Annotated in this window: 19 protein-coding genes; 10 read left to right on the top strand and 9 right to left on the bottom strand. The window is 58.7% G+C overall.

From position 1 onward, the window contains the following. The first annotated feature begins 170 nt into the window (after positions 1-170). Complete coding sequence (locus BV034_RS10235) at positions 171-1,448, top strand: PQQ-binding-like beta-propeller repeat protein (protein ID WP_050026677.1); 1,278 nt, start codon at positions 171-173, stop codon at positions 1,446-1,448. A 15-nt stretch (positions 1,449-1,463) separates the two neighbouring features. Here the strand turns inward: BV034_RS10235 and BV034_RS10240 are convergent, their stop codons facing one another. From BV034_RS10240 to BV034_RS10250, 3 genes are all read right to left on the bottom strand, one after another. After that, positions 1,464-2,942 (bottom strand): hypothetical protein, encoded by a 1,479-nt coding sequence (locus BV034_RS10240; protein WP_050026852.1) that lies wholly within the window; start codon positions 2,940-2,942, stop codon positions 1,464-1,466. Positions 2,943-3,155: 213 nt separating this feature from the next. Then, complete coding sequence (gene ligA / locus BV034_RS10245) at positions 3,156-5,165, bottom strand: NAD-dependent DNA ligase LigA (protein WP_081887709.1); 2,010 nt, start codon at positions 5,163-5,165, stop codon at positions 3,156-3,158. An 11-nt stretch (positions 5,166-5,176) separates the two neighbouring features. Then, the gene (locus tag BV034_RS10250; protein ID WP_063768737.1) at positions 5,177-5,587 is read right to left on the bottom strand and encodes a VanZ family protein; all 411 of its coding nucleotides are present in this window, start codon (positions 5,585-5,587) and stop codon (positions 5,177-5,179) included. A gap of 154 nt (positions 5,588-5,741) precedes the next feature. Between BV034_RS10250 and BV034_RS10255 the strand changes: the two genes are divergently transcribed. After that, on the top strand, positions 5,742-6,236 hold the full coding sequence (locus tag BV034_RS10255; protein ID WP_050026680.1) for a RidA family protein: 495 nt from the start codon (positions 5,742-5,744) through the stop codon (positions 6,234-6,236). Between the two features lie 94 nt (positions 6,237-6,330). Here the strand turns inward: BV034_RS10255 and BV034_RS10260 are convergent, their stop codons facing one another. From BV034_RS10260 to proB, 3 genes are all read right to left on the bottom strand, one after another. Then, positions 6,331-7,773, bottom strand: coding sequence for a sulfatase (locus BV034_RS10260; RefSeq protein ID WP_050026682.1), 1,443 nt, complete (start codon positions 7,771-7,773; stop codon positions 6,331-6,333). A 73-nt stretch (positions 7,774-7,846) separates the two neighbouring features. Next, positions 7,847-9,115, bottom strand: coding sequence for a glutamate-5-semialdehyde dehydrogenase (locus BV034_RS10265; RefSeq protein ID WP_050026683.1), 1,269 nt, complete (start codon positions 9,113-9,115; stop codon positions 7,847-7,849). 81 nt (positions 9,116-9,196) lie between these two features. After that, entirely contained in the window at positions 9,197-9,979 is a 783-nt protein-coding gene (gene proB / locus BV034_RS10270) for a glutamate 5-kinase (RefSeq protein WP_038171117.1), read from the bottom strand. A 252-nt stretch (positions 9,980-10,231) separates the two neighbouring features. On the opposite strand from proB, the gene BV034_RS10275 reads away from it, so the two are divergent. From BV034_RS10275 to BV034_RS10310, 8 genes are all read left to right on the top strand, one after another. Next, positions 10,232-13,246: a tetratricopeptide repeat protein gene (locus tag BV034_RS10275; protein ID WP_265592842.1), complete on the top strand. Its 3,015-nt coding sequence runs from the start codon at positions 10,232-10,234 to the stop codon at positions 13,244-13,246. 15 nt (positions 13,247-13,261) lie between these two features. Continuing rightward, positions 13,262-14,164, top strand: a complete 903-nt coding sequence (locus BV034_RS10280; protein WP_050026687.1) for a hypothetical protein — start codon at positions 13,262-13,264, stop codon at positions 14,162-14,164. A 29-nt stretch (positions 14,165-14,193) separates the two neighbouring features. Then, positions 14,194-15,057: a MotA/TolQ/ExbB proton channel family protein gene (locus BV034_RS10285; protein WP_265592843.1), complete on the top strand. Its 864-nt coding sequence runs from the start codon at positions 14,194-14,196 to the stop codon at positions 15,055-15,057. A 113-nt stretch (positions 15,058-15,170) separates the two neighbouring features. Then, positions 15,171-15,584, top strand: a complete 414-nt coding sequence (locus BV034_RS10290) for a biopolymer transporter ExbD (protein ID WP_265592844.1) — start codon at positions 15,171-15,173, stop codon at positions 15,582-15,584. A gap of 28 nt (positions 15,585-15,612) precedes the next feature. Beyond that, on the top strand, positions 15,613-16,083 hold the full coding sequence (locus BV034_RS10295) for a biopolymer transporter ExbD (RefSeq protein WP_050026693.1): 471 nt from the start codon (positions 15,613-15,615) through the stop codon (positions 16,081-16,083). A gap of 252 nt (positions 16,084-16,335) precedes the next feature. Continuing rightward, a complete protein-coding gene (locus BV034_RS10300) occupies positions 16,336-16,794 on the top strand; it encodes a biopolymer transporter ExbD (protein WP_050026695.1) in 459 nt (152 codons plus the stop codon). A gap of 354 nt (positions 16,795-17,148) precedes the next feature. Then, the gene (locus BV034_RS10305) at positions 17,149-18,912 is read left to right on the top strand and encodes a prenyltransferase/squalene oxidase repeat-containing protein (RefSeq protein ID WP_050026696.1); all 1,764 of its coding nucleotides are present in this window, start codon (positions 17,149-17,151) and stop codon (positions 18,910-18,912) included. A gap of 190 nt (positions 18,913-19,102) precedes the next feature. After that, positions 19,103-20,857 (top strand): prenyltransferase/squalene oxidase repeat-containing protein, encoded by a 1,755-nt coding sequence (locus tag BV034_RS10310; RefSeq protein WP_081887723.1) that lies wholly within the window; start codon positions 19,103-19,105, stop codon positions 20,855-20,857. A gap of 83 nt (positions 20,858-20,940) precedes the next feature. Here the strand turns inward: BV034_RS10310 and BV034_RS10315 are convergent, their stop codons facing one another. The 3 genes from BV034_RS10315 to BV034_RS10325 form a co-directional block, all read right to left on the bottom strand. Then, positions 20,941-22,710 carry an ABC transporter ATP-binding protein/permease gene (locus BV034_RS10315; protein ID WP_081887711.1) on the bottom strand — a complete coding sequence of 590 codons (1,770 nt, stop codon included), beginning with the start codon at positions 22,708-22,710 and terminating at the stop codon, positions 20,941-20,943. A 116-nt stretch (positions 22,711-22,826) separates the two neighbouring features. After that, the gene (gene aroE / locus BV034_RS10320; protein WP_050026700.1) at positions 22,827-23,735 is read right to left on the bottom strand and encodes a shikimate dehydrogenase; all 909 of its coding nucleotides are present in this window, start codon (positions 23,733-23,735) and stop codon (positions 22,827-22,829) included. A gap of 8 nt (positions 23,736-23,743) precedes the next feature. Then, complete coding sequence (locus BV034_RS10325; RefSeq protein ID WP_050026701.1) at positions 23,744-24,613, bottom strand: polysaccharide lyase; 870 nt, start codon at positions 24,611-24,613, stop codon at positions 23,744-23,746. Positions 24,614-24,627: the final 14 nt, after the last annotated feature.

Below are 24,627 nucleotides of genomic sequence, written 5' to 3' on the forward strand. Positions count from 1 at the left end.
GAGTACGTGTTAGCGGGAGCGCTCCTTCAGGCAACGGAGATTCTCCAGCGAGTGCAAATGTCTCCAGAGTGGAAATGGTTAAAGGTTGCACCCTTGTCCGACGTTTGATGTGATCGAATCTCCACCGTCGTTTTAGTCTGGCCTGCCTGTATTCCTTCCCCTTTGTCGCCATGAACCGTTCGTTGCTGCTCCCCCTGATCACTCTTTCTGCCGTGACCTTTGCACCCATGGGCGTCCGGGGAGAGGAATGGTCCCGTTTTCGTGGCCCCAATGGCAGTGGCGTGATCGACGCGACCAATCTCCCCGCCACCTTTGAAGGGGCCAACACGGCCTGGAAGGTTGCGGTGGGGCCTGGCTGGTCCTCTCCCGTGTTGTGGAAGGACAAGGTCATCCTCACAGCCGAGACTGGAGAAGGGAAACGAGCTGTCGAGTGCCTCAATGCCTCGGATGGCTCAGTGGCCTGGAAGTTCGAGGTTCCCTACCACCCGCATAAGCAGCACAAGTTTAATGCTTTCGCCTCTTCCACGCCGTTTGTGGATGCCGAGCGCATCTATGTGAACTGGACGAATGGTGACGCGGTGGAGGCTCTCGCACTGGATCACCAGGGGAAGCTTCTCTGGAGAAAAGAGAATCTGGCACCCTACGTTCATGAGCATGGTTCCGGGGCCTCCGCCGTCGTTGCGGAAGGGGTGATGCTGGTCCGTTGCGAATCAGAGCTTCCGGAAGGGGAGGGTGGGGGCACTAGCTACCTGCTGGGACTGGATGTCGCCACGGGCGAGACCAAGTGGAAGCTGCCACTGCCCAACAGCAAGAATCCCTACAGCACCCCCTTGGTGCGGAAGACCGCCAAAGGGAGTGAGTTCATCATGGCCGACACCACCAGCGGGTTTTTCGGCGTGGACGCCGCGACGGGCAAGATGACCTGGCAGCACAATCCTGGGTTCACCCAGCGCAGTGTGGGCTCGTTCGCGTATGCCAAGGACATCATTTTCGGCACCATGGGGTCAGGGGGCGGTGGCAAGGAATCGGCCGTGCTCAAACTCGGCGCTGACAAGCCGACGGAACTGTACCGCCTCGTCATGGGCATTCCCTATGTGCCCACCCCCTTGGTGATCGGAGATCTCATGTACCTCCTCGGCGACGGTGGCATCTTGAAATGCGTCAAGCTCGAGACGGGTGAGGAAGTGTACAACGAACGTGTCATCGGCACCCAGGGCCGCAGCACGAAGTATTTCTCCAGCCCAGTCGCGGCGGACGGAAAGATCTATTGCAGTTCCCAAACTGGAGATGTCGTGGTGGTCAAGGCGGGGCCCCAGTTTGAGATCTTGGCGACCAACAAGCTGGACGGGCCGATCAACGCCACACCCGCCATCGGGCATGGCCGGGTGTACGTGCGCACGGACACTTCCCTCTGGGCTCTCGGGGCCAAGACGGTGCCCGTGCCTTGATTGAGAGAGCTTGGATTAATTGGCGCGGGTGGTAATCCGGATCTTGTTGTCGGGACCGGCTACCACCACAAATCCCGTGGTCTGCGGGCGCTTCCCCAGCAGCCACAGCAGCCCCGCGGCCACTGCGTAAACGATGGCAAATTCCGGGGCCGCGAACCATCCGATGTGGTTCTCCACCCCGCCAGGAGTCAGCTTGTAGGCGTGCATGAGACCGATTGCGGAGAGCACCGCTGCCGCCAGCATCCATGCAGCAGCCTGGCGGTACTTCCGGTCGATGACAAAGACGATCACGGCCGAGTAGACGATGGAAGTCACGATGAAGCCCTGGCTCAAGGCAATGACACCCCGGATGTGCAGCGCAGAGCCGAACTGATCTACGGTTTCATAGAGCGTCTTGCCCGCAACACGGAGAGTTTCCTGGACCTGCACCAGCAACCATGCCGCCATGGAGGGGGCGAGACCCGCCGCCACCGCCACCGCATGGTGGCTGGGGCTAGCTTGGAACGCTTGAGCAGTGATCACCAGACCGATCCAGAGCAGGATCCCCAGGGTCACCTCCAGCGGAACAAAACGGAGCACATCACCCACCGCACCAAATAGCGCGATGGCGCAGATCACCACCCCGTTGAGCCAGGAGTAGCTCCAGCGCGCGCCCATCGCCTTCCACCCTGGGTGGCCGATGTAGAGTGTGGTCGCGAACGGACTTCCCAGGCAGGCCGCCACGATACTGCCGATCCCGTTGGCACAGAGGGACGTGGTCGTTGAGTATTGGTCACCCGCTGCTTCGGCGCTCTCCAGGCACTGGAGTGACCCGATGATGTTGAAGAGGCCCATGGGGATGATCACCGAGAGGTAGCCCCAACCGACCGGCGTCAGCAGGAACTCATAGAGCTGGTTCCCGTACCAGAGTGGTGGATGAAATCCGAGAGGGCCGCCCTCCGCGGGGAGTGGCATGGGCAGGACTCCAAACCCACGCAAAATCCAAGCCAGCGCAGTGCCGATCACCACTGCCACAAAGCCAGCCGGCAGTCCCAGAGGCAGCTTCACCTTGCCAGCATACCCTAAAAGGATGATCAGCAGGGGGAGCAGCCCCAGCGCCGGATTGGCGAAGGCTTGAAAGACAAATCCCATGGCGATGAAGGTGATGGCGATGCCTGCCAGGGTGGAGAGCAAGGCTGCCCGCGGCGTGTGTTGGCGCAACCAGCCGCCGAAGGCTGCGGCCATCAACTCCATGAGTCCGCTGACGAAGCAGGCCAGCAGGCCAGCCTTCCAGGCCAGGCTGGCGTCTTGCGTCTGCCGGTACACGGGAGCCATGATGAAGACGATATAGGCAATCAGGCTCACCGTGTTGATGCCGTAGGGCATCGCGGTCACGTCACTTCGGTTTTCCTTCTTTGCGAGCAGCCACGCCTGGATGGCAAAGAAGAAGTTTCCGACCAGAATCGAGATCGCTGCCCCCGGCAGTATTTTGGTTGTCACATCAGCAGCAGACATCCCGCAAAACAGCGGGCAAAGGGTGAAAATCAGCAGGAGCTGAAGCAGGTTGTCGATAAAAAGACCAAAAAAGCCGTCCAAATCGCCCTTTGTAATACTACCAATTGAAAACAATCTCATGCTCCTCCCAAGGGAGCAGGAATCGTGCGGGAGAAAAGAGAAACACCGTAACATTTTTGTCCATAGGTGGTATCTCCCACCCGCGGGCAAAAACTATCCGGGCAGCATGGCGCGAAAATCCGTTTCTGACAGGACCTTGACTCCCAGTTTGGCGGCCTTCTCCAGCTTGCTCCCTGCCTCTTCCCCTGCGAGCAGGTAGGTCGTCTTGCTGCTCACACTGGAAACCATCTTTCCGCCATGGGTGCGGATCAGTTCGGCAATTACCTCTCGTGATTCGCTCAGCGTTCCGGTAATCACCCACGAGGTGCCTGCAAAAGTATCGCTCGCCTGTTCCGTCTTGGGATTGTCAAACTGGAGGCCGGAATTCCGCAGGCGGTCAAGCAGCGTCAAATTCGCAGGGATTTGGAACCAACCGTGGATGCTCTGGGCGACAATCCCGCCAATGTCCTGAACCTTGAGCAAGTCTTCCACACTCGCCTTGGCCAGGGAATCAACCGCTCCAAAATGGTCCATCAAGGATCTCGCCGACGAAGCGCCGACGTGCAGAATTCCCAGGCCAAAGATCAGTCGCCAGGGAGCCTGCTTCTTGCTTTCTTCCAGCCCCTTGAGTAGGTTCTCGATGCTCTTGGCACCTTGCCGTTCCAGTTTCGAGAGCGCCTGGGTGTTCAGCTCGTAGAGGTCAGCAGGGGTGGCGGCCAGTTGGGCATCCACGAGTTGCGCCACCATTTGCTCTCCCAGGCCGCGGATGTCCATGGCTCCACGGTGGGTGAAATGTTCCAGCCGCCGCTTCACCTGCTCCGGGCAGTTCGGATTGGTGCAGCGGATGGCCACTTGTGTCTCGTCCTTTGCCACCGGGCTCTGGCACACGGGGCACTGGACGGGTACGGGGACCTCTTTCTCGTCCCCGGTTCGCTTTTCCTTGGTCACCGAGACCACTGCGGGGATGATCTCGCCCGCCTTCTCAATGACGACGTAGTCGCCGACACGGATGTCTTTGCGGACAATTTCCTCGAAATTGTGGAGAGTCGCGTTCGAGACGGTGCTGCCGCTGAGGAACACCGGCTCCAGCCGTGCTACCGGGGTGAGGGCACCCGTGCGACCGACCTGGATGTCTACCGACAGCAAACGGGTCTCCGCCTGCTCGGGCTGGTACTTGTACGCGATGGCCCACCGGGGAGCCTTGCTGGTCGCCCCGAGGTCTCGCTGCTCGGCGAAGGCGTCCACTTTCACGACGGCACCATCAGTGTCATAAGGCAGCGCCTTGCGCTTTTCGTCCAGATCGTGGATGGCGGTCAGCACCTCGTCGGCCGATTCAGCATGCCAGATGTGTGCGGCCATGGGCAGGCCGGCATCGTGCAGCAGCTTGTGGATGTCGTCCTGACTGGTGAGACGGGCCTCACCCACATCGCCCACGCCATAGAAGATCACCTGCAGCGGGCGCTTGGCCACTAGTCGTGGGTCTAGTTGTTTCAGGGACCCGGCCGTGGCGTTGCGAGGATTGGCAAAGCGTGGCTCTCCCGCCTCCTCCCGTTCCTGGTTCATCTTGTCAAAGCCGGCGCGGGTCATGTACACCTCACCGCGTACTTCAAAGGTCTGGGGTACTTTCGCGGGGAGCCGCAGGGGCAGGGCGCGAATGGTGCGGAGGTTCTGGGTGATGTCATCCCCCATGCGACCGTCGCCACGCGTGGCAGCGTATTTCAGCGCCCCATTCTCATAGCGCACCGCCACGGCCACGCCGTCCACCTTGGGTTCAATGGTGCAACGAACTTTCTCCCGTCCCAGGCCTTTTACCAGTCGCTGGAAAAAGTCCCGCATCTCCCCCTCGGAGTAGGTGTTGTCCAGGCTCATCATGGGCACTGGGTGGGCGATTTGCGTGAAACCGTCCAGAGGAGCTCCACCCACTCGCTGGGTGGGGGAGTGGGGCGTGATCAGGTCAGGATGGGCCTTTTCCAGGTCCTGCAGTTCCCGCAGCAGTGCGTCGAACGCCTGGTCTGAGATCTCCGGGGCGGCGTTCTGATAGTACAGCCGGTTGTGGTGCTCGATCTCCTCGCGGAGCTGGGCGGCACGAAGGGAGGCGGATTCAGGGGCTGATGCGGGGGGCATGGGCGGGATTTTTAGCGGCTAATCGGAGCGGCGACAAGCCTCTTTACGCCCACCCAACTGTATATCAGGGCACCAAGACCAGACGCGAGGAAACCGCCCAGGACATCCGCCATCCAGTCGTACGGATCATTGCCGGAACGGCCGGGCACGAAGTCCTGATGGAACTCATCCGACAGCCCCACCAAGGCACAGAATCCGATGGCGATGAGCGAAGCGTGCCACCAGGGGCGGTCCGGATTCCGAAGGCGAACCCCCATGTAGAGCATCGTGGATCCGAGCATGAAGTAGGTGGCATGCATGATCTTGTCCATGTGGGGGATTTCCGGACCGGGCATGTGGGGCATGGGCCGGGAGGAGAGGAAGAACAACACGGCAAACCACGCGGCAACACCGCAGAACCAGGGAAGGGGGCGTGAAAGCATCTTCCAAGAACGGCAGCAGAAGGCGGGGCGCAAATGAAGAATCCAAACCCCGGTGCTGGGTTTCACGGCGGTTCGAGGACTGTTGTGGAGCGAAATCGCATCCTGGCCCTGCGCCATGCTTTACTCAGTCCGGCATTTTTGCTTTTCTGCGGACATGTCAGCTGAAGCCAATCTATTGCAATTGAACGTCGCCCTCCCTCCCGCACCCACCCCGGTAGCTGTGTACAAGCCGCTCGTGATCGCAGGCAACAAGGCCTACGTGTCTGGCCACGGTCCGGTCCAGGAGGATGGCTCCCTGATTGTGGGACGCGTGGGTGCTGATTTGACACTGGAGGAGGGGCACGCTGCCGCCCGTCAGGTGGGGCTGGCCATCCTTGCCACGCTTCGCAAGCATTTGGGCTCATTGGATGCCGTGAAACGCGTCGTCAAGGTGCTGGGCATGGTCAATTCCGCTCCTGATTTCTACGATCATCCCAAGGTGATCAACGGCTGCAGCGAGCTCTTTGCAGAGATCTGGGGCAAGGACAACGGGGTGGGCGCACGCAGCGCCGTCGGCATGGGCCCCCTCCCGGGAAACATCGCAGTCGAAATCGAAGTCATCTTTGAAATCAACCTGACGTCGTCTGACCAGATGGTGGACGACATCTAGAACTCAGCTTCTCTTCTCTCCTCACAGGTGTGAACTAAATTCGCTGGTGGTTGGCTGGACAGCCAACCACCAGATCGACAGCTTTGATTGGCAATCAATCCGCGCCGGATTGACCGGCCTTCTTCTTGCCCTTTCCGCCGCCCCCATTGCCGGGGCGGCCATTGGCATCCGCCTGATTGACCTTGGGCAGCCACTGGGCCAGTTGCGCCTTTTGCTCCGCAAAACGGGTGTCGTCCGCCAGATTGGTATGCTCGAGCGGGTCCTTGGTTTCGTCGTAGAGCTCTTCGTCACCGTTCTCGTACCGGGTGTAGCGCCAGCCTTCACTACGCACGGTGTGGTTGCCAAACTTGTAGGTTGTCAGGGCCGGAGTGGTCCACTCGGCGGCGGGGTTTTGCAGCAGCGACTTGATGCTCTTCCCTTCCACATGTGAAGGCACGGGGATCCCGCTCAAGTCGCACAGGGTGGGGTACAGGCTCATGAAATCCACCGTGCGCTCGCAGACGCTGCCTGGCTTGGTCAGACCGGGCACGACCCACAGAAGGGGGGCGCGGGTGCTCTCTTCCCAGAGGGCGAATTTCCGCCAATGTTCTTTCTCGCCCAGATGCCAGCCGTGGTCTCCCCAGAAGACGATGATGGTGTTTTCCCGCATGGGAGATTTTTCATAGGCGTCCAGCAGACGGCCGATGTTCATGTCCGTGTAGCTGATGGCGGCCAAGTAGCCCTGGACGGCCTCCTTCCATCGCCCACTGGCTAGCATCTTGGCGTGGTCACCGTTGGGGCCAGCCATGCGCACGCCGGAAGGGGGCACGTCGGTGAGATCTCCCTCGATGTTCGGTGGCAGTTCGATCTTGTCCAGCGGGTGGAGGTCGTAGTACTTCTGCGGCACATTCCACGGCATATGAGGCTTGTGCAGACCGCAGGCGATGAACACAGGACGATCGTGTTTTTTGCCGAGCTGTTCGATCGCGTAGTCAGCGATCTGCCAGTCACTCAGGTCTTCGTCTTTGCAGTCCAGAGGAGCGAACTTGATCCCGCCCACGCCATCGTTGCCCGTGGGTTTGGGATCGTTCTTCTTCTCCGCAGGGTATTCGTTCCACTCGCTCGTCCGGTCAAAGCCGCCGTGATAGATCTTTCCTGAACCCAAGACCTCGTAGCCTGCCTTCCGGAACGTGGTGGGAAGAGTTTTTTCCTCTGGGATGACGGGCCGCCAGTCATCATCGTTGTCGTAGATGCCGGAGGTCGAGGGGCGGAGACCCGTCATGAGGGCTGCTCGCGACGGGTTGCAAGAGGGGGAGGCGCAGTAGCTCCGGGTGAAGCGGGTTCCCATGGCGGCCAGACGGTCCAGATTGGGCGTCTTGCTCTGCATGTTGCGGCCCAGATAACCGACCCAATGATTGAGGTCGTCCACCGCGATGAACAGCACATTGGGTTGTTTGGCAGCCGTATCCTGGGCCTGAAGAGGGGACAGGGACTGATTGAAAACGATGCCCCCCAGAAGCAGGGCGGCCATGGAGAGTTTCAACAAAGAAAAACGCATGCCTTCCAGACGAAAGGCATGCGTGGATGTTTCTGAGAAATTTGCTCTTGGCGGGGAGACGAATCTCCAGGAGTTAGAGCCGCACCTGGCCGTTGCCGTTGACCAGATACTTGTAGCTACACAGCTCTGCCAGCCCCATCGGGCCGCGGGCATGCAGCTTGTCCGTGCTGATGCCGATCTCGGCACCGAATCCGAACTCGCCACCGTCATTAAAACGGGTGCTCGCATTCCAAAGCACCACGGCAGAGTCCACTTCATGCTGGAACCGGGCGGCCACGGTGGCATCTTCGGAAACGATGACGTCCGTGTGGTGGGAGCCGTAGGTGTTGATGTGTTGGACGGCTTCCTCCGTACCCGAAACGGTCTTGATGGACAGAATCTGGTCCAGGTACTCCGTGCTCCAGTCTTCTTCAGTGGCGGGCTTGGCCCCGGGCCAGACGGCCAGTACTTCGGCATCTCCCCTGACTTCCACCCCACGAGGTCCCAGAATCTCCCGGAGGGTGGCATAAAAACCTTCTGCTCCCTCACGGTCCACTAGCACGGTTTCCACCGCATTGCAGGCGCTGGGCTTCTGGCACTTGCCGTTCAAAATCAGGTTGGCGGCCATCTCGTGGCTCGCCGTGTGGTGCACATAGACGTGGCAGACGCCATCATAGTGCTTGATCACGGGCATACGGGCGGCCTGCACGACGCGCTCGATCAATCCCTTCCCACCGCGGGGGATGATCAGATCCAGGTAGCGGTCCATCTTGGCAAGATGATCCACGCTCTCCCGGTCAGTGAAGGGGATGAGCTGAATGCTGTCCTGGGGTAGCCCCGCTTTTTCACCGCCAGCTTGCAATGCCGCCGCGAGGGCGGTGTTGGAGTGAATCGCCTCCGAGCCGCCCCGCAAAATGGTGGCATTGCCGGTTTTGAAGCAAAGTATGGCCGCGTCACTGGTGACGTTCGGTCGGGATTCGTAGATGATGCCGATGACGCCGATCGGCACCCGCACTTTTTGCATCTCCAGGCCGTTTGGACGTGTCCATTTACCGAGCACTTCGCCCACGGGGTCGGGGAGCTCCGCCACTTGCTCGATGGCCGCGGCGATGCCTTCCAGAGATTTCGGGTCGAGTCGCAGGCGGTCCACCATCGGTTTGCTGAGCCCTTTTTCCTCGGCCGCAGCCACATCTTTGGCGTTGGCAGCCAGGATGCTGTCGCGCTGCTCTCTCACGCCGACCGCCATGGCCCGCAGGATGTCATTCTTCTGGGCAGTGGTCAGTTTGACCAGCTCATGAGAGGCGGCCCGGGCTCTGGCCCCCATGGCGAGGATGGCGTTGGCGATGTCGGACGTTTGGGTCATTGAGCGGTGGTTGACGGAACGGGAAAGGGAGGTTGCAGGAGGACAAACGAGAGTTCGCTCCCGCGAGGGATACGCAGGGGATCAGGCTTTGGAGGCAGGCAGGGGGAAGCGGGTTCCCGTGCCATTGCCTTCCACGAGATCGGCAATTTGCTCCGGATGGCGCCCAGAGGCGATGATGCACTCCACATTGCCCGCCACGGCATCGGCCACGGCACGCAGTTTGGAAGCCATGCCACCCACGGAAAAGGCGCCCTTGTCCTCCTGAGCCAGGTGCAGGACCGAGTTCACGTCCTCGACCACTGGCACGATGTTGACTGCGCCATCGCTCTTGAGATCCATCAGACCCGGCACGCTCGTGAGCAGGATCAGCAGATCCGCACCCCAAAGCTGGGCCACGCGTGAAGAGAGCTTGTCGTTGTCGCCGAAACGCAGTTCTTCCACCGCCACTGAGTCATTCTCATTGATGATGGGGACCACGTTGGGATTCTCCAGCAGACGCAGCAGGGTGTTCTTCACCTTCTCTGCGCGTTCTTTGCTCTCCAGGTCGGCGTGGGTGAGCAAGAGTTGCGCAACGTAGAGGCCATGCCCACGCAAGTAGCTCTGATACGTGTGCATGAGATAGGTCTGGCCGACGGCCGCACAGGCCTGTAGGGTGGTGATTTCCTGCGGCCGCTCCCGGAAGCCCATGGCCTTGAGACCAGAGGCCACGGCACCGCTACTCACCACGACCACGGCATGGCCGCGGCGCTTGAGTTCCGCAATGGCCTGCACCAGTTTGCACAACTGTTCCTCATCCATCTCCGCACGATCCGTGCGTGTGAGGATGCCACTGCCGAACTTGAGGATGACTCGTCTGCCGCTCATGACTGATTTTTTGGAATCCGCAGCATGGGCGAGACAGGCTCGCTTTGCAAGCGGAGGGAGAATGAGTGACTTTCCTTAATCGGAGTCTAAAACGTTTCTAATGAAATGGCGGGCCAGCCGTTTTGGAATGCTCAAGTCCCCTGAAGGGGCGGGCGAAAAAATCGCTTTCTTTCAGGAAAAATAGCCTTGCCCATGTCCCGACCTATCTTGCAAACTACCATTTGTGATGTTCGCCCTAGCGGCCGTGTGCTTATGAGACCGTTTTTCCTGCTCGCTCTTCTATCCGTTGGTTCCGCCTCCCTTGTCTGCGGTCAAGCACCTCCTGCCACCCCTCCTGCTGCACCGGCCACCGCGCCGATGAACAAGGAGCAGGAAATGGAGGCGCTTTTCTCCGAGGCCCAGGCAGCGTTTGGCCAGGGCCGCTTTGATGTGGCATTGCAAAAAATTGGTGCCATTCACACCGCCACCAGCAACAAGGACTTTGAGGCCGTGATGTACCTTGAAGGTGCAGCTCACTTCAATCTTAAGCAGTGGGCGGAGGCCATTAAGTTTTTCGAAGACTTCATCAAGAAGTTCCCCCAGAGCAACAGTCTCAACGATGCGAAAATTGCCGTCGGCGAGGCCTATTTGAACAGCGGAAGCGCTGACAAGGGGATTGCGGCTCTCAAAGAAGCCGCTGCCGTACCGGAACTCCGCGATCGCGCAGGCTTGATGATCGCCTATCACCACAAGAAGGCTGGTCAGCCCGATGAGGCTCTCAGCATTCTCGAAGTGGTGCTTAAAGATCTACAGGGAACACCGTCTGCAGAGCAGCAGCAGGCCATCCTCATGGCCTCTGAAATTTATGTCGGCAAGGGCGACACTGACAAGGCCGGCCAGATGATGGAAAAGCTTCGCTCCGGATCCTCCGCAGATGAAAGCGTCGTTCAACTGAACGTGCTCTCCCAGCAAGTGGGTGATGCCATGCTGGAGCAGAAGCGTTATGGGGAGGCCCTCCGTGCCTATCAAAGCATGCGTCGCCAGGGCGAACTGGTGGCCATCCAGAAGGCTCGTATTTCGAAGATCGAGCAGTGGCAGACCCAGATCGCAGCTGGCGGACGAGTGCAGTTCATGGGCAAGTTGCTCAGCAAAGAAGAGGCTGTCGCCTTGCTGGACACGAACAAAAAGATCCTCGCCGACATTGAAGGAGTGAAGGACTACGATGCCTCCATTATCTACCGTCTCGGTCAGTGTTTCTATGAAATGGGCCGCATGTATGAGTCCCTTTTGGCCTTCCAGACCATCTACGAAGATTTCAAAGAGAACAAGGATCGTGATCGCTGTCTCTTTGGCATGATCGTGTGCAACGCCGGTCTGCAGCGTGCTGGCCGCGCTTATCTTCTCTGCGAGAAGTACATGAACGAGTTCCCCGAGGGGGCCAACATCGGACAGGTGACCGACATGTTCGGTTCGCTGGCCTTCGAGAGTGGCAACATTGAAGCCGCTATCAAGGCGTTTGAGCGTGCCAAGCTGGCCAAAGACGCAGACAAGGAACGCCTCAACTACCTCCTCGGAGTGGTGCTCTTCGAATCACAGCGGTTCGACGACTGCCGCCTCGCATTCCAGGAATTGATCAGCCTGAACAAGACTTCCGCCTACAAGGACGAGGCCGAGTACCGCATCGCGCTGAGCTACTTCTTCCAGAACGATTCGCAGAAGACTCGCAAAGCTCTGCGCGAATACATTGCTGGCAACGCCAAGGGACAGTATCTCGTGGATGCCAAGTATCGTCTGGCGTTCATTGACTTCCAGGGCGGGGACAAGGGAGATGCCATGGAGCAGCTTGAGAAGCTGGTGGTAGAAGCCCCGAACGATCAAAACGTGGGTCAGGTCTGGTCGCTTCTCGGCGACATCTACAGCCAGATGGTCGACGAGAGTGGCAAAATTGACTATACTGCCAAATGTCTCGAGGCCTACCGCAATGCGGTGGACAAGGCCAAGACTGAGGACGTGCTCAACTATGCGATCGACGCTGCCACCAACCTGATGGTTGACAAGAACATGTGGAAAGAGCTGGCCCAGATGTGGTCCAGCTACTACCAGGCCAACAAAGATAAACCCTCTGCTCTCAAGGCCATTTACTGGATCACCCGTGGGGTTGAGCGTGAAGCCAAGGCTCTGGAAAGCGAAGGCAAACCAGACAAGGCCAAGGAGAAACTGGACGAAGGTCGCAAACTGGTGGCCGGTGCAATGGCCCCACACCTTGGCAATCCCGCCAACGAGCAGGTGGAAGTGCTCATCCAGCAGCTTGTCACCATGATGGTGCCCAAGAAGCGTCCCCGCGCTGCGGCTCCCGCTACCAAGCCTGCAGCGGTGACGCCTGCTGACGCCACCAAGAAAGAAGGCGAAGCAGCTACCCCAGCCATGGCGGCGGATGCCAGCAAGGCAACCGACACCGCCGCTGCGGCGACCCCGGCTCCCGCCCCTGGCCCGACGTTTGAGGAAGTGGAAACCGAATTCAAAAAGCTCATGACGCCACAAGGCGATGAGAGCCTGCTGAACGGCACCGCTGCAGCCCGTATCCTCTATGGCCGCGCCCTGATTGCCCGTGGTTTCCGGGATGTGGCCAAGTATGAGAACCTCATGAGCATCATTCCTGATGCCGCAAAGATTGAGGAACTCAGCCCCCTGCTGCTGGCCGGCTTGGGCGAAATGCTGACCAAGAAGGGTGACACAGAAAAAGCCGCCGCCTGCTTCCAGCAGCTGCGTGCCAAGTATCCCAACAGTGAATTCGGTGACAAAGCCCCAGTGGGTCTGGGGGACATCGAGTTCAATAACAAGGAGTACCAGAAAGCCCTCGACCTCTACAACGAGGCCATTGAGAAGTATGCCTCCAGCTCCAGCATCCTTGAAGCAACGCTGGGCAAGGCCAAGGCTCTCCTGGCCTTGAAAAAGTACGACGAAGCCGAGAAGGTCTTCACCACGATCCAGGCCACCAAGGAATGGCGCGGTGCCCACCCCGCCGCCCTGTTGGGGTTGGGTGAAGCCGCTGAGGCGAAGAAGGATCTCAAGAAGGCGGTGAGCTTCTACCAGCGCATCATCCTTGCCTATCGTCGCGACAAGGCCGTGCTTGCCCAGGCCTACCTTCGTGCTGCCAAGTGCTTCATCGAACTCAACGACAAGGAAAGTGCCCGGACGGTCCTCCAGCAGATGCTGGCCCAGAAGGACATCACGGAGTTCCCCGAATTCAACGAAGGCAAGGCCCTCCTGAGCAAGACCAGCAACTAATTTTCCTCTCGATCCATGCTTTCATTCAAATCACTGTTGTTTCCGCTGGCTTGTATTGCTCTCGGTGCACCGGCGCTTCACGCCCAGGCGCTCGTGCTCAAGAACAACGACCGCATTCCCTTTGGCAGCTTTAGCGTCGAAGGAGGCAAGGTCAGCCGCACGATCAAGATGAGCAATGGTGCTGAGGCCAAGGCCAGCATCAACCTCACCGACATCGCCCGGCTGGAGTGGCCGGAAGTTCGCGAGGTGCTCGAAGCGCAGGCCATGCTGGGCGAAGGCAAGGCCAAGGAGGCCATTGAGGTGCTGGCGAAATCCAAGGAGTTCTTCAAACCCTTCAAGGCTATTCCCGGCAGCCCTTACAATGACATCTCGCTCGCCCACGTGGAAGCGTTGGATCAGGCAGGTGACTTTGATGCGTTGATTCGTGTGCTCCCTGAGGTGGAAGCCATGAAGTGGGATGATCAGAAGAAGCTGAAGGTGCGAATCCTGAAGCTCAACATGTCCCGCCGTACCTCGGGCGACCAGGATGCCATTCTGAGTCAGGCGGAAGACCTCTTGAAGGACACCCTTGATGCAGAAATCTCCGCCCGGCTTTGGATGACCGTCGCAGAGATCCACACCCGGAAAGAGCGTTGGGAACCTGCGTTGATGGCCTACCTGCATGTGCCAGTGTTTTACGGCAGCCAGGCAGCTCTGGTGCCTCAGGCGGAACTTGCTGCCGCCCGCACCCTCACGAAGATGGAACGGTTCAAGGATGCCGTGGGTTTCTACCAGCGCATTGCCGAAGCTTACCCCGGTTCCGAGACCGCTGAGACGGCCAAAAAAGAAATGGCCATCTACAACGGTCGTGAAAACAAGCCTGACCGGCCAGCAGCGGCTGGCGGCAAAGATTCCCCAACGAAAACTGAATCCAAGTAATGCAACGTCAAACCATGTATAATCTGCCCATGCACATCACACGCTCCCGCTTGAAACTTAGGCTTGGCCGCCTGTTGGTCTGCGCCACCCTCGCGTTCGGTGGTTTGCAGTTTGGTATCTCGGCACTTCATGCGCAGGACGCCGCAGCTCCTGCGGAAGGCGCATCGACGGCACCGATCGTGCATAAGAAGTCCATGCTCGACAAGTTCAAGGAAGGCGGCTGGGTCATGTACCCCATTCTCGGCTTCTCCGTGTTGACCATCTGGCTTTCGACCGACCTCTGGATCCGCACCGGTAAGAAGAAACTCGCTCCCGACGCTCACGTGAACGGGGCAAAGGACCTCTTCCGTATGGGGGACTACGTGGGTGCCTACCAGCACTGCAAGAACAACCCCTCCGCCTTCAGCGACACGGTGCGCGTCTCCCTGAGCTTCATTGGGGACGGCCAGCACGCCACGGAAGACGCCATGATGGGTGAACTCAACAAGTTCAACGCCGCCACGACCACCCGAATCAACTACCTTTCCGTTATCGGTGTGTGCACTCCGATGGTAGGGCTGCTTGGTACGGTGACGGGCATGGTGACCGCGTTCGAACACCTCGGTGCTGCTGGCGTGGGCGACCCCTCCGGTCTCTCCGCGGCCATCGGTGAAGTGTTGATCGCGACGGCCTCCGGTCTGGCCATCGCTATTCCTGCTTTCATGATGTTCTACGTGCTTCGCAACCGTCTTCAGGGTTCGATCCACTATTGCCAGGACATCGTGGTGAGCCTCTTCCGCAAAATGCCTTACGATGACCTTAAGGATTGCCATGTGGGTGAAGAAGAATTCTTCGCCGCCCGGCCAAACTGGGTGTCTGACGAAGATGCCGCTGCGGCAGCGCTTCCCGCGTAATGCATCATTGATACAAGCACTTGCTTCAGGGGCTTCGGCCCCTGTCATCTTCTGAGATTGTCAGTCAGTTAAACCCTTACCTTTTTAACACTATGGGCGGCGGCGGCGGCAGTATGGAGAGCGGCGAACCGGAGTTTCAAATTGCTCCGATGATCGACTGTCTTCTTGTCTTGCTCATTTTCTTCATGAGCATCACCACGGCGGAAGTGCTGCAACTGGACAAAGACATCCAGTTGCCGGCAGCTCCCGAGGCCAAGAAGAAGGAGAAAAGCAAGATGTCGGAAGGGGCTCTGAACGTGAAGTGGAATCCCAAGACCCAAAAGGGGGAGATCAACTTCGAAGGAAAGACCTACGACGACGTCAGTGCGCTTGTGGAGGTGCTGAAGGGGAAGAAGGCCAACGCGTCTGACTACCGCATCATTATTCGCGGCGATCGGCGTCTTCCCGCAGTGGAAATCCAGCGCACCATGAGTGTGTTGGGTGAAGCTGGCATGGATGATCTGGCCTTCTCGGCCTTGAACCAGTAACTTTAAGAGCCAATCTCACTCATCCATTATGAGCGGTAGTAGCAAGGGTCGAAAACAAATCGAAGTGGAGCAGATCGGGACGGGCTTCCAGATCGCTCCGATGATCGACGTGGTGTTCGTGATCATGCTTTTCTTCATGGTCATGGCGAACAGCGTGAAAGTGGAGCATGAGCTGAAAACCGCCCTGCCCGGCGCGGTGACAGCGAACAAGGTCGAGGCAGAGACGCCTCCGGATGAGATCTTGATCGCCATCTCAGAGGACGGCGCTGTTTCCATGAATGATGAGGAGTTTGATTCCGCCACGGATGCCAAGCTCCCGTCCCTTACGGACAGCCTTATCAGACTTCGCAAGGATGCAGACCTCCGTAACAACAAGGTGCTCGTCACCCTGCAAACGGAAGAGCAGACCAAGTATGAGCGCATCATCCAGGTGATGAATGCCCTGGCTGCAGCCAAGATCGCCAACGTGACCTTCACCGTCGGCTCGGAAGAGCTTTAAGGGAGTTCACGAGAGGAGACTGCTCCAAGTATTATTCAGTTCAGACCCACCCTGTCTCGATCAGGGTGGGTCTTTTTTTGGGACTTGCTCCAAGAAGGGCGATCCTGCGTTGGATTGGGCACCATTGTGACCGCCCGCTGAGTGGTTCTTTCTTGCAGGCATGGAGAAAATCTGGTGAAATCCCAGCGAAACCGAAGCGTGCCCAATCTCTTGGTCGTGCCTCAAACTTCAAAGCTTGACCCTTCGTTCACCATGAGCAGTTCCCATGGCCGCAAGCAGATAGCATCGGAGATGATGGGAACGGGCTTCCAGATCGCCCCGATGATCGATGTGGTGTTTGTGATCATGCTCTTCTTCATGGTCATGGCCAACAGCGTGAAGGTGGAGCATGAACTGAAGACCGTTCTGCCTGGGCCGCCCAGCAAGCTCATGCCCGAACCGGCAGATGAATTGCGGATCGAAATCGCTGAGGACGGGGCGGTACTGATGAACGATGAAGAGTTCGATTCGGCTTCCGATGCCAAGCTTCCAACGCTGACAGCCAATCTTATCCGGCTCAAGAAAGATGCTGATTTCCGCAACGAGCGGGTGGTCGTGACGCTTCAGTCAGAGGAGCAGGCAAAGTATGAGCGCATCATCCAGGTGATGAATGCCCTGGCTGCGGCCAAGATTGCCTCCGTGACGTTTACCATCGGATCTGAAGAGTTCTGAACGGGGTGGGGGATTTTGATCTGATTTGATGTCGAACGAGCTGCCTGAATTTCAAGTCGGCGGTGTTCCGTTCGCAGGTTCAAACCTTTGCTGGAGCTGCTACGGACGGACTGAGGCAAACTAAAGTTTGACCTACGAGCAGAGCCTGATCGGGCCTCCCCACGCATGGTCGTGCTTCAGTAGGCTCGTTTCTTCTTGTGAACAGATGCAGGTTTCGAAGTCATATTTGGACAAAATGCGTCCACATTGTTTGATGCATCTTGCGTGGATGGATAAAAATTGATCTAATTTGGGGAACGTTCTTGCTCGCGGGTGGTGCACAGAGTGCCGCGGCAGGCTCCAGCCGACTTCCTCATGAATCCTGCATCCACATCCCACCCCTTGCCTGCTCTCGAAGTCGACAAGCCGGCCCCGCTTCCATCTCCCACGACGGGCAGCGCCTCCGTGCCGTTGGTACAGATTCAATCTTTGGACCCCACGGCCCCTACAGGGTCCCAGCCGGTGCAGATCCCCCAGTACGAACAGGCGGCTCCTGCGTACCAGCATGACGTTCCCCAGCAGATCCACCAATTCGAGGCGCCGCACTTTCATGCGCCGATCGCCCCTCCGGTAAAGAAGAACATCTTTGCCCAGTATTGGCGCAAGGCGGGCGGCGGATCCTTCATGATCAGTCTGCTCATCCATGCCGGATTGCTCATCGGAGCCTACTTCCTGGTGGAGACGATCGTCACGGAGAACAAAGTGGACTTCCTTCCCGGCGGTGGCAGCAAGCAGGGGGCTGAGGCCAACCAGCAGCTGGCGCAGACCGTGCAGAACAAGAAGCGCAGCTCCCTGAACAAGAGCACCCCCATGAAAAAGGTGGTGAGCACGAGTGCCAACGCCGCGATCGCGCTCAATGACGTGCCGATGGAATCCATCGACATGCCGGAGATGGGGAGCCTGATGGGCGGTTCCATGGGCAGCGGCGGATTTGGTTCCGGCGGCGCAGGTGGCGGATTTGGCAAGGGCATCGGCATGGGTGGGCAGTCTGGCTTCGTGAGCCTGCCTCCGACGTTGAAAAGCCGTTGCAGCACGGCCGAGCGTCTCCAGAAGCTCAAGGAGAGCGGTGGGGTGGCCGAGTGTGAAAAGGCGGTCAGCACCGCCTTGGAATATCTCAAGAGCAAGCAAAAGGCGGATGGATCCTGGGGCACCAACAACAAGGGGGCCATGACCGGTTTTGCCTTGCTCTGCTACTTGGGCCGCTGTGAGACTCCAGATTCTCCCTTCTACGGGGAGAACGTCATGAAGGGTATCATGTTCCTGATCGAGACGCAGAAGAAGCATCCACAGAAACTGTTCTCCCAAGCCACTGCCGGCAATGGCCCGGTGTATGAGCATGGGATTGCGACCTACGCTCTGGGTGAGATGTACACCCTGGCTCGTATGGGCAGCAAATCGCTGCCGGGCATGCGTGAGGCTTTCGAAGAAGGCGTGAAAGTGATCATCGACAATCAGCAGAAGGGCGGGAGCTGGGTGTACGACCAGTCCACGGGATTCTATTCCCCCAGCCGCGAAGACCTCTCCGTGACAGGCTGGCAGTACCAGGCGCTCAAGGCGGCCAAACTGACCAATCTGAAAATCAACGGATTGCATTCCTCGATCGACAAGACGGTGGAGTATTTGGAAGGCAAGCAGACGAAGGATGGGGGCATCGGTGGTACCAACCGGGAATCCCACTACAATCAGTGGAATCTGACGGGTGCAGGGGCCCTCGGCCTGCAGACTCTGGGCAATGGGAAGAAATCCCAGATCAAGAAAGCCATCGACTTTTCCTACGAACTCTACAAAAAGGAGCCCCCGCTCTGGTCAGATGGGAACAGCCAGCTTCTCTATACTTGGTACTATTACCAGCAGGCCTTCTTCCAGGCTGGTGGAGAAGAGTGGGACTACTGGAACAAGGCCGTCTTGCCACAACTCCTTCAAAATCAGAACAAAGATGGAAGCTGGACACACAAAAGTGCGGCTGCGGGCGGGGACAATGTCTATTCCACTGCGCTGTGCACGTTGATGCTGGAGGTTTACTACCGCTATTTGAAGGTGGCAGATCGCGAATCATCCTCCCTCTTTGACCGCAAATAGGCATCAAGGTGAATGGGTAGATTTTGACCGGATGGCGAGATATTACTTGTCTTTGAGTCTAAGAAATGGTCGGCTCGAAGGGTTGAACTTTTGGGTGGGATAGGAATTGAGCAGCTTTTTTCTGCGAAAGACCAAGAACTGCCCGACTTGCCCGTCATCACTTGTGACAGGCAACGCCGACTCCTCTGCCATGAATCCTTCCGACTCCGAGCACCAGTCTTCCTCTGATCCCCTTCCCGTGCTGCCGCCCACCACGGGCAGCGCCTCCGTGCCGTTGGTACAGATTCAATCTTTGGACCCCACGGCCCCTACAGGGTCCCAGCCGGTGCAGATCCCTCAGTACGAACAGGCGGCTCCTGCGTACCAGCATGACGTTCCCCAGCAGATCCACCAATTCGAGGCGCCGCACTTTCATGCGCCGATCGCCCCTCCGGTAAAGAAGAACATCTTCGCCCAGTATTGGCGCAAGGCGGGCGGCGGATCCTTCATGATCAGTCTGCTCATCCATGCCGGATTGCTCATCGGAGCCTACTTCCTGGTGGAGACGATCGTCACGGAGAACAAAGTGGATTTCCTTCCCGGCGGTGGCAGCAAGCAGGGGGCTGAGGCCAACCAGCAGCTGGCGCAGACCGTGCAGAACAAGAAGCGCAGCTCCCTGAACAAGAGCACCCCCATGAAAAAGGTGGTGAGCACGAGCGCCAACGCTGCGATCGCGCTCAATGACGTGCCGATGGAATCCATCGACATGCCGGAGATGGGCAGTCTGATGGGCGGTTCCATGGGCAGCGGCGGATTTGGTTCCGGTGGTGCCGGTGGCGGATTTGGCAAGGGCATCGGCATGGGCGGCCAACAGGGCTTCGTGAGCCTGCCTCCGACGTTGAAAAGCCGTTGCAGCACGGCCGAGCGTCTCCAGAAGCTCAAGGAGAGCGGTGGGGTGGCCGAGTGTGAAAAGGCGGTCAGCACCGCCTTGGAATATCTCAAGAGCAAGCAGAAGGCTGACGGATCCTGGGGCACCCAGTATAAGGGCGCGATGACGGGTTTCGCCCTTCTCGCTTACTTGGGCCGCTGTGAGACTCCTGACTCCCCGTTCTACGGTGAGAACGTCATGAAGGGCATCATGTTCTTGGTTGAGACCCAGAAGAAGAATCCGAACAAACTGTTCTCCCAGGCCACCTCCGGCAACGCACCAGTGTATGAGCACGGGATCGCCACCTACGCTCTGGGTGAGATGTACACCCTGGCTCGTATGGGCAGTAAATCGCTGCCAGGCATGCGTGAGGCTTTCGAGTCGGGTGTGGGTGTGATCATCGACAACCAGCAGAAGAGTGGCAGCTGGGTGTACGACACGGACAAAGGCACCTACTTGCAGGGCCGCGAGGACCTTTCCGTAACGGGCTGGCAGTACCAGGCGCTCAAGGCGGCCAAGCTCACGAACTTGAAGATCAATGGGCTGCACAACGCCATCGACAACACCGTCAAGTACCTTGAGAACAAGCAGACCAAGGATGGCGGCATTGGTGGCACCAACCGTGAAACCAGCTACAACCAGTGGGAGTTGACAGGGGCCGGTGCGCTGGGCCTGCAGACGCTGGCCAATGGCCGGAAAACAGAGATCAAGAAGGCCATCGCCTTTGCCCACGAACTCTTCAAGAAAGAGCCTCCGGCTTGGGATCACGCCAACCTCTACTCCTGGTACTATTACCAGCAGGCTTTCTTCCAGTACGGTGGGGAAGAATGGAACTACTGGAACGCAGCCGTGCTGAAGGAGATCCTCAAAAACCAGCAGCCTGACGGAAGCTGGAAGTCGCCCACCAATTTCCACAATGCCAGTGCAGGCGGGGACAACATCTATCCCACCTCCCTCTGCATCCTGATGCTGGAAGTATACTATCGCTACCTCAAGGTGGCGGATCGCGAGAGCACTTCGATCTTCGACCGGAAGTGATTTCGAACTACTGAAATGGAAAAGGGGCTTCACGAACTGTGAAGCCCTTTTTTTGTGGGAGGCAGTGCGGGAAGTCGGCCTACCTATTTCTCGGCCGGTTTCTTGGCGAGTTCAGCTGCACTCTTGATTTCCCACCTGCCCGACGGATCGAGATGCAACATGTGGTCGTGGTGTCGGATGAGGGTGTTGCGATGGCCCACGCTGATGTACGCGATGCCGGATTTGCGCAGCAGTTCGTAGAGGTGCTCCTGGTTGTCCTCGTCTAGAGCGCTCGTGGCTTCATCCAGGAAGGCAAACTTCGGGCGGCGCAGGAAAAGGCGGGCAAATGCCACGCGCTGCTGCTCGCCGATGGAGAGCACATTCGTCCAGTCCACTATCCGGTTCAGGTCGTTGTCCACGCGGGCGAAGATGTCCGAGAGATTGACCTTCTCCATCACCGCGCTGATTTCCTCATCACTCAGGCCCAATTGCGGATAGGGGTAGAGCAGTTGATCACGCAAGGTGCCTTGAATCATGTACGGCCTCTGCGGCAAGAACATGAGATCATTCAGGGCGGGGCGTTCCAGCGAGCCGGATCCACTGGACCAAAGACCCGCGATGGTTCGCAGCACCGAGCTCTTTCCTGTGCCGCTGTCACCCATGATGAGGAGACTCTGTTTTCGCTTGAGCACAAAGGAAAGATCCGTCACCAGATCCCTGTCGCCATTGGGGGTCCGCACGGTGACGTCTTCCAGCTTCACCAGGCGGCTGTCGTCTTCCACTTCCAGTTGTGCCTCCTTCTCGATGCGTTCTTCCTCCGCATCGTGTTCATCAAGGTTTTCCCAGAGACCGGCAAGACGTTGCACGCCGGCCAGATAGGCGCTCAGAACTCCGAACTGGGTGACAATCAACGTGACTGCTGCCAGCACCTGGGCAAAGGCTCCAGATGCCTGGGTGATGACGCCAAACTCGACCTGCCCGCGAATGTACATAGGGGCCACAATGACCAACGGCAGAACAAGGGATGCGTAGTTGAAGGTGTTGGTGAAGAACCCCAGATTGCGATTCCAGAAGATGGTGTTCCGGGTGTTGACGACGACCCGTGCAAGTCGTTCGATCAGGTCCAGATGCTCCCGTTTTTCCCCGCGATAAAAGGCGATGGATTCGGCATTGTCTCTCACCCGTACCAGGCCATAGCGCAGGTCGGCTTCCTTCTGATATTGCATGAAGCTCAGCCTGACCAGGGGCCGACCGATGAGGATGCTGGCCAAAGTGCCCACGGCTGCGTAGGCGAAGAGGATGGTGACCAGGGTGCCTGAGATCGTCCACAACACCCCGGTGAAGGCGATCAGCGTGACCAACGAATTCAGCAGAATGAGCAGAAAGCTCAGCGTGCTGACCGTGAAGTTGCGCACGTCTTCACTGATACGTTGGTCCGGGTTGTCCACGTTGGGGGAACTCCGGAGACGGTAGTACGCCCGATTGTTGAAGTAGCGTTTGATCAGGTGCTGGGTGAGCCACTCCCGCCAGAGCAGGGCGAGCCGCTCCTCGGTCCATCGGTAGTAGGTGCCTATCGGCACCGCGAGGGCAAAGGTGGCAAGATACCACCCGAGACTGCGCCAGTAAGCTACGCCATCCTTGCGGGCGATGTCGTTCATGAAGTCCCTGCCGGCATAGCTCATCAGCACCTGGACGCCGCCAACGGCCAGCGAGAGAGTGAGTAGGACGGCCAGGAAACCCCTGGCTTTGCGCCGGCTTTTGGACCCGAAGAATGCCTTGGTGATGATCCAGAACTGCCGGAGCGTCCTTCCCAGCGGGGGCTTGGTCTGGGAATTTTCTTCAGCGCCGGAACCTTTGTCATTGGGAGTCCCCATGCCACCAAAACGGATTCGCCCCCCTCAGCGAGTGCAAAAGAGATGAGGAGGGCTCAATCAATCTTCACGATTGATTAAAAGCCTGGAATTCATGGCGTTAGCAGAACGCGCCGGGGCTAGCTTTGCGTCAACCCGGAGCGCATGGCCTCAAGCGGGACGGGTTCTCCAAACCAATGCCCAAACGAGATGGCTCCCTGGTGAAGCAGAAGCCGGAGTCCGTCGCAGGTACGGGCACCGCTTGCTTTGGCGGCGCTGATGAACGGGGTGGGGGACGCAGCACGATAGACCATGTCGTACGCCAGGTGCGAAGGTTGAATGCGCTGGTAGTCGAAGAGCGGCCCGTCGCCGTCCTTCATGCCCACTGGGGTGGCGTTGACGATGAGATCCACGTCATCAAGAATCGAGGAAATTTCCTCATCGGACCAGGTGAGCGCGGTCACCTGGGTGGTGGCCGAGAGTTGCTGGCAGTTTTTCACGAGAGGTGCGAGCTTGGCCACGGTGCGATTGGCGAGGCGCAGGCTGGGGCAGCCCTCCAGCGCACTTTGAATGGCCACGGCCTGGCCAGCGCCACCACCTGCTCCAATGATGAGCACCCGGAGATCCTTCACCGCTGCACCGAAGGCCTCCTCGACGGACCGGAGAAAGCCTGGCCCGTCGCTGTTGTAGCCGATCTTCTGACCGTCATGGAGATGGACGGTGTTCACCGCCCCCAACGCGACTGCCAGACCGTTGAGTTCATCCATGGCCTCCAGTGCCTCGAACTTGTGGGGGATCGTGCAGTTCACTCCCACGAAGCCGTGCAGAGCGAACAGGTCGAGCGCCTCCGCCACCGATCCAGGAGGAACATGCACACGTATGTATTGCGCATCAATACCCCGGGCCTTGAGGGCGGGATTGTGCATCTGCGGAGAGCGGGAGTGCGCGATGGGATCGCCAATGACAGCGAGCCGGGCAGGCGGGTCGATCTCAGCAGAAACGGAGGTCCAGTTTCGAAGGTCCTCCAGGGTGTAGCAGGCCTTGGACATGTATCGGGTTATTTCTTGGAATCTGAAGTGGCAGGGCTGAGGCCAAGTTTGAATCCGCCAAACTCCGCCCAACAGGGCCGGGTGGGGGCCCAGGTTTCATCGCTGCCGCCGTGAAAGGTTTCAAAATAGAGGGAGTCCACGCCGAAACTGGCGTCGTCCCGCCATTGCAGATCCGACTGATCCACCATGAGGCGGGATGGGGTGGATGCCGTGGTGATCCAGACGCGCAGGGTGCCGTTGCGTTGGCCCGCTGTGTTCATACCCACCTGAATTCTCACCTGGACGGGCGAGTCGGTGGGAAAACGGAAGTCGTCGGGGAAGTTGAACTGGTCTCCATAGTTCGTCGGCTGGTGCTTGTGGTACACGTAAGCCTGTCCCCGGCCATCCTTCCGCCACATGAGCCGGGCGGAGAAGCCGTTTTTGCCATTGGCCGGGCGACCTCCGCTCACGTTGTCTGGCCCTCCACACAAGCCGGGCAGCTTGCCGCCCTTCACCCAGTCAAAATCCGGGCTGAAGCGCAACATGTAGGTGAGCTCCGCGAACTCGCTTGCGCCAAAGGGGAATCTCCAGCCTGCGCCGCCTTTCTCCGGGCCGATCTGGCCCGGGGCATAGGAAACACGCAACCAGCGCTGGTGGTCGGCCTCCGTCAGGGCAACTCTGCCATCGCGGATGCCGCCTTCAAAGGCGCAACCGGGCCAGTCCTTTTTCCACTGGCCCAACGAGTAAGGCCCAGCGGGTCCGTTGAGGGGAATGAGCCGGGGAGCTTCTTCCGCAGCGTGTCCATGCGGGCTGATGATCAGGTTCATGGCCAGCCCCATCCCCAGCGCCAAGGTGGGGATCACCCGACGATGGGGCAGGATGGTGTGGCGGAACAGCATAGGGCTCCTTGAGG

The sequence above is a fragment of the Verrucomicrobium sp. BvORR034 genome (genome assembly GCF_000739635.1).
In the GTDB taxonomy this organism is placed as follows: Bacteria; Verrucomicrobiota; Verrucomicrobiia; order Verrucomicrobiales; family Verrucomicrobiaceae; genus Verrucomicrobium.